The organism is Shewanella sp. DW31 (genome assembly GCF_015767295.1).
Taxonomy (GTDB): Bacteria; Pseudomonadota; Gammaproteobacteria; order Enterobacterales; family Shewanellaceae; genus Shewanella; species Shewanella oncorhynchi.
Genome location: NZ_JADWMP020000009.1, coordinates 174176 through 184024, shown reverse-complemented (window position 1 = coordinate 184024; position 9849 = coordinate 174176). Strand labels below are relative to the sequence as shown.

8 protein-coding genes are annotated in these 9849 nt (G+C 45.6%); all 8 read right to left on the bottom strand.

The annotated features are described in order from the left end of the window. Positions 1 to 129: 129 nt before the first annotated feature. The gene (locus GWI56_RS10140) at positions 130 to 1866 is read right to left on the bottom strand and encodes a sodium:solute symporter family protein (protein ID WP_198572823.1); all 1737 of its coding nucleotides are present in this window, start codon (positions 1864 to 1866) and stop codon (positions 130 to 132) included. A gap of 11 nt (positions 1867 to 1877) precedes the next feature. Then, positions 1878 to 2144: a DUF4212 domain-containing protein gene (locus tag GWI56_RS10135; protein WP_006082142.1), complete on the bottom strand. Its 267-nt coding sequence runs from the start codon at positions 2142 to 2144 to the stop codon at positions 1878 to 1880. A gap of 629 nt (positions 2145 to 2773) precedes the next feature. Continuing rightward, a complete protein-coding gene (locus tag GWI56_RS10130; protein WP_198572822.1) occupies positions 2774 to 3394 on the bottom strand; it encodes a thiol:disulfide interchange protein DsbA/DsbL in 621 nt (206 codons plus the stop codon). A gap of 121 nt (positions 3395 to 3515) precedes the next feature. After that, on the bottom strand, positions 3516 to 4379 hold the full coding sequence (locus GWI56_RS10125) for an NAD(P)-binding domain-containing protein (RefSeq protein ID WP_198572821.1): 864 nt from the start codon (positions 4377 to 4379) through the stop codon (positions 3516 to 3518). Positions 4380 to 4435: 56 nt separating this feature from the next. After that, positions 4436 to 5641, bottom strand: coding sequence for an HD-GYP domain-containing protein (locus GWI56_RS10120; RefSeq protein WP_198572820.1), 1206 nt, complete (start codon positions 5639 to 5641; stop codon positions 4436 to 4438). 222 nt (positions 5642 to 5863) lie between these two features. Beyond that, a complete protein-coding gene (locus GWI56_RS10115) occupies positions 5864 to 6349 on the bottom strand; it encodes a DUF2919 domain-containing protein (protein WP_131523553.1) in 486 nt (161 codons plus the stop codon). Positions 6350 to 6596: 247 nt separating this feature from the next. After that, entirely contained in the window at positions 6597 to 8654 is a 2058-nt protein-coding gene (ligA, locus tag GWI56_RS10110) for an NAD-dependent DNA ligase LigA (RefSeq protein ID WP_198572819.1), read from the bottom strand. A gap of 103 nt (positions 8655 to 8757) precedes the next feature. Continuing rightward, a complete protein-coding gene (gene zipA, locus GWI56_RS10105; RefSeq protein ID WP_028760961.1) occupies positions 8758 to 9831 on the bottom strand; it encodes a cell division protein ZipA in 1074 nt (357 codons plus the stop codon). Positions 9832 to 9849 lie beyond the last annotated feature (18 nt).

Here is a 9849-nt window from a genome sequence, read left to right as displayed (position 1 = left end):
GCATGGGCGTAATTCAGGCTATAGCCTCAAGGAACAATCACCACCGCCAGAGGCGGTGGTTTTGGGATGACAATAAAAAAGAGCGCCGAAGCGCTCTCTTGTGTTGATACTCACCATTACGCAGTAAGGTTAGTGTCCGCTTGCTTCACCCGAACCTTTAGGGAAACGAATCGATTCAACCATCTCCTGAACATGCAGTGGTGTTGCCGCAGTGACTCGACTCACTATCGCTGCTACACCGAAGTTCACCAGCATGCCTACCATACCAATACCTTCTGGTGAAATACCCAGGAACCAGTTAGCAGCTATGTTAGCCGTTGGATCAACAAACTTGAAGTAGATGATATAACCCGCAGTAAACAGTAGACCCGTTAACATACCGGCAATCGCACCTTCTTTATTCATTGTCTTAGAGAAAATACCCATAACAATGGCAGGGAACAGTGAGGAAGCCGCTAATCCGAAGGCGAATGCCACCACTGCCGCCACGAAACCAGGAGGGTTCACCCCAAAGTAACCCGCAATCACAATGCCAATACCTGCCGCCAAGCGAGCATATAGCAGCTCTTTTTTATCGGAAAGGTTAGGCATTAAATTCTTTTTCAATAGGTCGTGTGAAACCGACGTTGAAATCACCAATAGCAAGCCTGCAGATGTTGATAACGCAGCTGCTAAACCACCCGCCGCCACAAGGGCGATAACCCAAGCTGGTAAATTAGCGATTTCTGGCGTAGCAAGTACGATAATATCGTTATCAATCTTCATTTCATTTTTGCTAGCGGGATCTTCAATCTTACCTGACGAATAGTAAATTTTACCGTCGCCATTTTTGTCATCCCACTTAATCAAACCGGTTTTTTCCCAGTTCTTAATCCATTCTGGTGCAGACTCATAAGCCACACCTTTAGAATCGGAACCGTTAATAGTTTCAATCATGTTCACGCGGGAGAACGCTGCTAACGCAGGCACTGTGGTGTACATAATCGCAATAAAAACAAGCGACCATCCGGCAGTGATACGTGCATCCTTCACTTTAGGTACAGTGAAGAAACGTACGATAACATGGGGTAAACCCGCAGTACCCACCATCAAGGCACCCGTAATACAGAACACATCTATCATGCTCTTAGAACCGTCGGTGTAAGGTGCAAAGCCAAGCTCAACCGAAACGTTATTGAGTTTTTCTAACAAATACACACCGCTATTATTGCCTGCGGCATCCAGTAACTCAGCACCAAAACCAATTTGCGGTACTAAGTGGCCTGTCATCATCACTGAAAGGAAAATAGCCGGAACCATAAAAGCGAAAATCAGTACGCAGTATTGGGCAACCTGAGTGTAGGTAATCCCTTTCATACCACCGAGTACCGCGTAGAAGAACACAACCGCCATACCGATATATACGCCCGTATCCACATCCACTTCAAGGAAACGGGAGAACACAACACCCACGCCACGCATTTGCCCTGCAATATACGTAAAGCAAATAAAGATAGCGCAGATAACCGCGACTGTACGTGCCGCCTGTGAGTAATAACGCTCACCGACGAAATCTGGCACAGTAAACTTACCAAATTTACGTAAATACGGTGCCATACAAAGGGCAAGCAATACGTAGCCGCCCGTCCAGCCCATCAAGTACACGCTACCATCGTAACCGACGAAAGACACAATACCCGCTAAAGAAATAAATGACGCCGCTGACATCCAATCTGCCGCCGTTGCCATACCGTTCACCACAGGGTGAACACCGCCGCCAGCAACATAGAACTCTTTGGTTGAACCCGCACGGGTCCAGATTGCAATCCCAATGTAGAGCGCAAATGAGAGCCCTACGATAATATATGTGAGTGTTTGAACATCCATCTCAAAGCTCCTTAGTCTTCTTGTACGTTATATTTTTTATCTAAGGCGTTGGCTTTTGCCGCGTAGACAAAGATAAGCGCAACGAATACATACATAGATCCCTGTTGTGCAAACCAGAAACCTAATTTGAATCCCATGAAATGGACTTCATTGAGTACATCAACCAATAAAATGCCGCATCCAAAAGAAACTGCCGCCCAAATGGCTAATAAGCTCAGTACGAGACGAATATTCTCGCGCCAATAACCCTTTGCCTTGTCGTTGTTTTCAAAACCCATAGTGACTCCCCTGTGCTGTTTTAATTTTAAGTCATGTTTAATCTAGCAACAGCTGGTGTGAGCACAATCACGACTTTCGTCTAACCCGTGATTCAAAACACTGTCCGAAAATAGCGAATAGAAACAAATTCAATGAGTTAACAATGGCATTACATTTCGATACGGTTTTAACTTTTTTAACAGGTTAGACCAATGTCGAACAAGAATGAGTGGGATGTGAATGGAGAAAGAAGATTTGCAACCAATAAATAGAAATAACTTATTGTCTGAACTAGGGAAATTAGAAATTTAAATGACCTTTAATACGGCTCTAGACTGGTTAAAAATCAGATAATTGAGATTTTTAGCCTAGATTATTGAGAGTTTTAATCATGAGTTTCTCAATTAATTAGAGACGTTTCATTTCATCAAACCTAGGTCAGGTCAATTGCTTACCGTTTCATTTCCTCATGTTATTTCGTCAAAATGTTAGGGTTTGACTCACTGCCTCCTTGCAGGTTTACAACAAAAAATAACCCAGCCTATGCTGGGTTACTCAATCTACTTTGAGGAAACGTGACTAAGCGTTACTCGCAACAAGCGGCTTTCATCGCATGATACATCGCGTGCCGTCCGTCTATAAAATGCCGTTACTTCGCAGCTAAAAACCTCACTAACGCCGCCAATTCTTCTGCGGTATGTGCGGTTGAGGTCAGCATATAACGGCCATTAACCAGTAATGACGGTACCCCCTTGATCCCAGCAAGCTCAGCTTGAGAGTCATAATTCATTAGGGTAAATTTAGCATCGACGGAATTCATCGCGGCATCGACATCATCCGCCTTAGCGCCTTGGGCAAGGAAAAAGGCTTTTACTTGCTCAAGGGTGGTAAATTGCTCACCTTTCTCATGAATTTGCTTAAAAATGGCACCATGGGTTTGCTTAGTCATCTTTAATTTTTGCGCCATATAATAGGCAAACTGGCTCAATTCCCAAGCGGGACGACCTGCACCAACGGGGGTACGCTCAAAGGCCACATCTTTGCCAAGCAGCTTTACTGTCGACTCGATGAGCGGTTCTTGCTTATAACAATGTGTGCAGTTATAAGAAAAAAACTCCCGCAGCACTGGCTTTTGTGCTTCGGTAATGCCCGCCACAGTGACGTAATCCTTGCCTTCTTCGAAACTTGCAGCCTGCAGGGCAAAGCTGGCACTCAGCATTAATCCGCACGCAAATACTGCTATAGGTCGAACTCGATTAAATACGCTCATGATATTGTCTCTTTTTATTCGTCGTTTGTTTAAATAAGGATTACACATTTGCTCAAGCAAACTTGGGACCCAAAGATAACCTAAAAGTTCGACTTTTACCTTTTACAGTAATGAACCTTTCTCAACATGCCGCTAGCATATCCAGCGGCGAAACATACTGATATCGAAAGCCTAAATCTGTGACAATCGCGTCAGCTTGGATGACTTTACTCGGCATAGATTGTTGATTAAATTCTGGCGCGACTAAACCTAGAGATTCGGCAGCAGCTTGATAAAACTCAGCTTTAGTCGGATGTGAAGGTGCGCAAAGATTATAAATCGGCGCCACTGATAATCCAGAATGAGTTGCCGCGAGAATGGCGCTAACGGCGCGCACACAGTCACTAAGATGGACTAAATTTACCGCGACATTCGCCCCACTCACATCGGTTTTTCCAGCAAGAAAACGCCCAGGATGACGTTTAGGACCGACGAGTCCAGCAAAACGAACGATACAGGTATGGGGCAATGCTTGAAATAAAGCTTCAGCATCTAACAGCACTTGGCTATCGCTTGATTCTGCCATCGCATCGGCTTCTGTCATCAATTTATCTTGGGTCGGATATACGCCCGTAGTGCTGATAAACACAATCCGCTGATATTGCCAGCCTTGAGTTAATGCGATGAGTTGTTGTAATTCTTCAAGATAAGCGGCATTACCACGCTTTAATCGGGGAGGAATATTGACCACTAAATAATCGGTCTGAAATAAACCGCTCAACGCCTGAGCATCGGGGGCAGATGATGCTTCGTGGCCCAATTGCAGCGGATAGGCTTCAATCCCGACTTCAGTTAATACCGATAATTCTTCGGCACTGCGCTTACAGCCAGTGACTCGATAGCCCTCATGGACAAGTTGCTTTGCCAAAGCAAAACCAAACCAACCACAACCGACCAAAGCAACACTGGATTTTACTGCGCTGTTTTCTGCTTTTACATTCGCCATATTAGCCCTAAGGGAATCACATCAGCAGATAGAATACGGAACTTAGCGCATAAGATTCAAGTTTGTAGCGAACTAAAATAAAAACTAATCCCTTTATCGACTTGTAAGGTACGAATCGCCCCCTCGGACAACTCTTCCGCCTTGATGGCTTTTTGTACTGTCACGCCTTCATTACTTAAAAAACGCAGCGATGGCTCACTGCCATCCTCTTTGCAGGCCCAGACTTGGGGTTGACTCACATCTTTAGTCGTCATCATGACTTTTGCGATACAGCCATCGGAGAGTTTCACTATGGTTCCTGGTGGATAAATACCGAGAATTTTAACCAAAATAGCGATTAAAGATTCGGCATGTTTAGTGGCCCGATTCTTAAACAAATAACCTAAAGCGACTTGAGGGGAGGATATTTGTTGACCACTGAGCTGTTGATCGTAGTCATTTGCCAAACTCACTATTTGAGTAGTAATAGGAATTTTATGGTCAGTTAAACCATCAGGGAAACCTGAACCGTCAATAAACTCATGGTGGTGTAGCACAATGTGGAGTACTTCTTTAGGGAATAATCCGGAACGATTGAGCATGTCATAGGCGAAATTAGGGTGCATTTGCAGATAATTTGACTCATGAGGTGTTAAGGCTCCGCGCTTACGGCGAATAACATCAGGTACCTTAAGTTTACCAATATCATGTAACAAACTACCAAGAGCAATATCACGCAGTTCCCTTGGACTTAAATCCAGTGCATGGCCCATCATCATTGCTAATACTGCCACAGAGACTCCGTGCTGGGTCACACTGACATCGTTATCATCCATTCCGACCAAAGTGAGGAAAGGTTTTTCAACTTCCTGTAGATGGCTGAGCAAGTCTTCTACCAGTGACGCCGACAATCGATAGGCACCTTCGGGATCACTGGCTATCTTGCCAAATACATTTCGGCAGTTATTTACGTTCTCAAGGAAACGCTTTTGGCTTAAACGTATCGCCTTACGGGTATCGGCCTTAAGATCTCGCTCAGGTGGAACTTCAATTTCATCTTCAACATCCTCATCTTCCCTAACTGTCTCCGATCCGGGATTCAATTCAGATAACAAAAAAACATAGGGAACACCTAAGCCACGGATCATTTCGATTTGAGCGGCACTGCTAATATCAACACGGTTAAATAAAAAAGGATGGTTCGTCCATGACAAAGGCAACTTGACTCTCATGCCAAGTTGAATTTCTGACAGTAACAACTTTTTTTGAGGTACTTTTGCCACGCAATATGACTCCTTTCAAATGTAATGTGGATATAAACAGATGGCCTTATCTGCGTATCCAACAGGGCACATTTAAGCTAAGTACATATAACTATAGATGATTCAAAGCATTCAATGGAGAAATAAGGTAAAAATCCTTATCAAACTGAGGGATAGAACACATCGTCATGTGCCCCACCGCTCAGATCTAAATAAAGTTATTATATAACAATACGATAAAAACTAAGGCTGAAGTTCTTTAGCTTCTTCTTTTGGCCAATCACGGAGGTAATAACTGAGTCGCTTCGATTTAATAAGATAAATGCTCGACCAAAACAACATTAAAGCGTCTAAAGCAAGACTCCAATGAAACAGAAATTGGCCATGGATTAACCGCTGACCCAACAAGACGCCATCAATAATCAACAGCAACCACAACCCCCATTTTAAATGCACAAAAATCGGTCTTAACCATTGGGGCGAACGTCGACGTTCAGCTATCACCACAAGATAAATCAAAACCGCGCCAAGTCCCGCCCCGAGTGCTAACAAAAAATCTGACTTTTCAGGGTAAAAAATCCGCACTAACTCAGAACGGTCACCCATCTGAGTCAGCGAGGCGATAAAAATACACCAACCACGCGCGAGATAAGCCAAAAGCGCATATAAAAAGATGGGCGGTTTAATGTGGCCTTTATCATCGAGCCAAGTGATGTGACTAAAATTCAAATAGGTTTCCAATCAGCAAAATCTAAAACAGCATATCAAGGAGATGGTGCCAATCGCGGTTAATTCAATAGCCAAAGCAGATAATCTTTCCGCACCTTGATTATTTTCAGACAAAAAATAGCGCCTTGGGCCAGGCGCTATTTAATATCTGCTATTCGGCGGTATTCACCCCTTGATACAAGGCTGCAGCCGTTACAGCCGGCATTGAATCAACATCAAGCCAACGCCCTCTCTGAAATGACGCCAATCAAGCGTTCGCGGCGAGAAGGGCTAACAACGCGTCTTCATCCATCACTTTAACACCAAGCTCCTGCGCTTTAGCCAGTTTTGAACCTGCCGCCTCACCTGCCACTAAACAATCGGTATTTTTGGAGACACTGCCTGCCACTTTCGCCCCCAGCGCCTGCAACTGAGCTTTAGCATCATTGCGATTGAGCTGATTTAAGGTGCCAGTCAATACCCAAGTTTGGCCTTTAAGCGGCTGTGCATCTGCACTTGGCGCTTCAATGGCGGGCCAATGCACACCAGCAGCGATTAAAGCATCAATAACTTCAAGGTTATGGGGCTGGGCAAAAAAATGGGCCACATGCTGGGCAACAACAGCACCAACATCTTCCACTTCAGTTAACTGCTCCACAGTTGCCACCCGCAGCGCATCTAGACTGGCAAAGTGCGCCGCCAGGTTTGCTGCCGTCGCCTCACCCACTTCGCGAATACCTAAGCCATATAAGAAACGCGCAAGAGTGGTGGTTTTGGCTGCTTCAATCGCGGCCGCTAAATTGGTTGCCGACTTCATCCCCATGCGGTCAAGCATCGTCATCATAGAAGCGGTGAGCTTAAACAGATCCGCAGGACTTTGAACTAACTCTTTATCAATCAATTGCTCAACGACTTTGTCGCCCATGCCATCGATATCTAAAGCCTTGCGGGATGCAAAATGCTTAATCGCTTCTTTACGCTGCGCTTCGCAGAATAAACCACCGCTACAGCGAGCCACAGCCTCACCTTCTAGGCGCTCAACTAAACTGCCACATACAGGGCAATTATGCGGAAATACAATGTCAGTCGCCGTTTCAGGGCGTCTTTCAGGCACTATGGCAACAATTTGTGGGATAACATCGCCAGCGCGGCGGATGATCACAGTGTCACCGACCTTAATGCCTAAACGGGCAATTTCATCGGCATTGTGCAGCGTTGCATTTGATACCGTCACGCCACCAACAAACACTGGCTTTAAGCGCGCCACTGGCGTCACGGCACCTGTGCGGCCCACTTGAAAATCAACGCCTTCAAGTTGGGTCATTTCTTCCTGTGCGGGGAACTTATAGGCAATCGCCCAGCGGGGAGATTTAGCCACAAAGCCTAAACGTTGCTGCTGGGCAATGTCGTTAACTTTCATCACTACGCCATCAATTTCAAAGGCTAAATCGCCGCGACGGCTGAGAATGTCTTTGTAGTAATCATAGACTTGGCTTAGTTCAGCGCAGACTTTAATTTCACTACTTACGGGTAAACCCCACGACTTAAGCTGTTGCAACTGTTCAAAATGGGTTTTAGCTAACGGATGGGAGTCGGGCTCAACAACACCAAGCGCATAGGCATAAAAAGCCAATGAACGGGCAGCAGTAATTTTACTGTCGAGTTGTCGCAAGCTACCGGCTGCTGCGTTACGCGGATTAACAAAAAGTTTTTCATCTTTGGCGCGCGCCCTGTCATTCAAAGCTTCAAAAGCGGCTTTTGGCATAAAAGCCTCGCCGCGAACTTCAACGAGCTCGGGAAAATCATGACCACGTAATTTAAGCGGGATCGATTTAATGGTTTTAACATTTTCAGTGATGTCTTCACCCACTGAACCATCGCCGCGCGTCGCCGCACGCTCAAGCACACCATGGCGATACAAGATACTCACGGCAAGGCCATCAAGTTTAGGCTCACAACAAAAACTCACATCACCCACTTTATCGGTGACACGCTTATGGAAAGCACTGAAATCCGCCTCATCGAAGGCATTATCTAGGCTCAACATAGGCTTAAGGTGCGTGATTTGCTCAAATTTGGCGAGCGCTAATCCGCCCACCCTTTGAGTCGGTGAATCAGCGACAATCAAATGGGGATACAAGGCTTCTAACTTGAGTAAACACTGCATCAACCTGTCGTACTCAGAATCGGTAATGCTCGGAGCATCGTCCACATAGTAACGAATGTTGTGCTCGTTCAGCGATTGGCTGAGCGCCTGCATCACCTGCGATGCGTTTTCTGGGGTGACGTCTTTAGACAGAAGTGTATCGATTTGAATGTCTTGCATATTCTTTATCCAGAATTCTTTAGATCACAAAAAGTAGATCACAAAAAATGAGGCCGCAATAGCGGCCTCATCAATCTATTAACCGCCAAGTTGCGGTGTCGGCTTAAGCGTTAGCGCGAATGCGGTGTAAATAATCTTGCTTAGTGAACTCACCCCAAGGTTGGCGTTGTCCGTCAAGCACGACCGCATCGATATCATCCGCGAGTTGACGCGCCGAGTTAAGCATAATCGAAAAGTTCATTAGGGCGTCACCGTAACAAGGCAAAGTCATGAAAAACACCACACCTTGGGTACTGAACTGCTCCATATTATCAGGATCAAACACGCCAGGCTTTAGCATATTCGCTATCGAGAACAATACTTTACCATTGCCAGCATTATCCACATGGCGATGGAAAATATTCATATCGCCATATTTAAAATTCAAGGTTAAGAAACAAGGCAGCAATTCGGCGCCGTTAAGCTGTAGACCCTCTTTAGCGACCACGTGTAATACCAGTACGTCGCGTGGTTCACCTAACTCATCTTCAGCGGCTTGTTCGACAACCTCTTCTTGATAGCTATCTTCTTTATATTCATTTTCGTCAAACAAGGCCGTTTGCTGCGGAGCTGCACTACGTAACGCATGTTCCTGCTCAGCCGCTTTTTGCGCGACGATAGCCGCATGGGATTGACCCATTGGCGGAGTTTGCGTGCTCGCTTGAGTGTTCAAGACGGGCTCTTGACGCGAGACTTTCGGGCCACGGTGTTGCTCTTTTGCCACGGGTGGCTGCAAGCTAAAATCAGGCTGGGCTGTCACAGGCTCGTGTTTAGGGCCAACTTTCAACTCTGGTTTAAATTCTGTTGATTTAAACTCTTGTGGTTTAAATTCAGGCTTAGGTTCTAGCTTTACTTCCTGCTTCAAATAAGGATTGGCCGCAGGAGTTTCGTTGTTAGGTGCAAGTTCACCGGCTTTGCGCACGCGTACGGCGCCAATACCATCGGCATCAAACCCTTCTGAATCGATCCGCTTCGGACTCGGCTCACCTTTCTCAGCCTGTTTCTTATAAAAGTTGCTCATTGGGCTATCTTTCAATGATTTAGGCTGTTGTCTTCTGATAGACCAAAATCCATGCACCAGCACAGCAACTATGGCTATGGCGCCTAAAACGAACAATACTAGTTGCAAATCTTCCATTGGTTACCCTGTCTTTCT

Bases quoted from the DNA above. Each gene is read 5' to 3' on its own strand.
- GWI56_RS10140 (WP_198572823.1), bottom strand. From the start codon at position 1,866: ATGGATGTTCAAACACTCACATATATTATCGTAGGGCTCTCATTTGCG.
- GWI56_RS10135 (WP_006082142.1), bottom strand. From the start codon at position 2,144: ATGGGTTTTGAAAACAACGACAAGGCAAAGGGTTATTGGCGCGAGAAT.
- GWI56_RS10130 (WP_198572822.1), bottom strand. From the start codon at position 3,394: ATGAGCGTATTTAATCGAGTTCGACCTATAGCAGTATTTGCGTGCGGA.
- GWI56_RS10125 (WP_198572821.1), bottom strand. From the start codon at position 4,379: ATGGCGAATGTAAAAGCAGAAAACAGCGCAGTAAAATCCAGTGTTGCT.
- ligA (WP_198572819.1), bottom strand. From the start codon at position 8,654: ATGCAAGACATTCAAATCGATACACTTCTGTCTAAAGACGTCACCCCA.
- zipA (WP_028760961.1), bottom strand. From the start codon at position 9,831: ATGGAAGATTTGCAACTAGTATTGTTCGTTTTAGGCGCCATAGCCATA.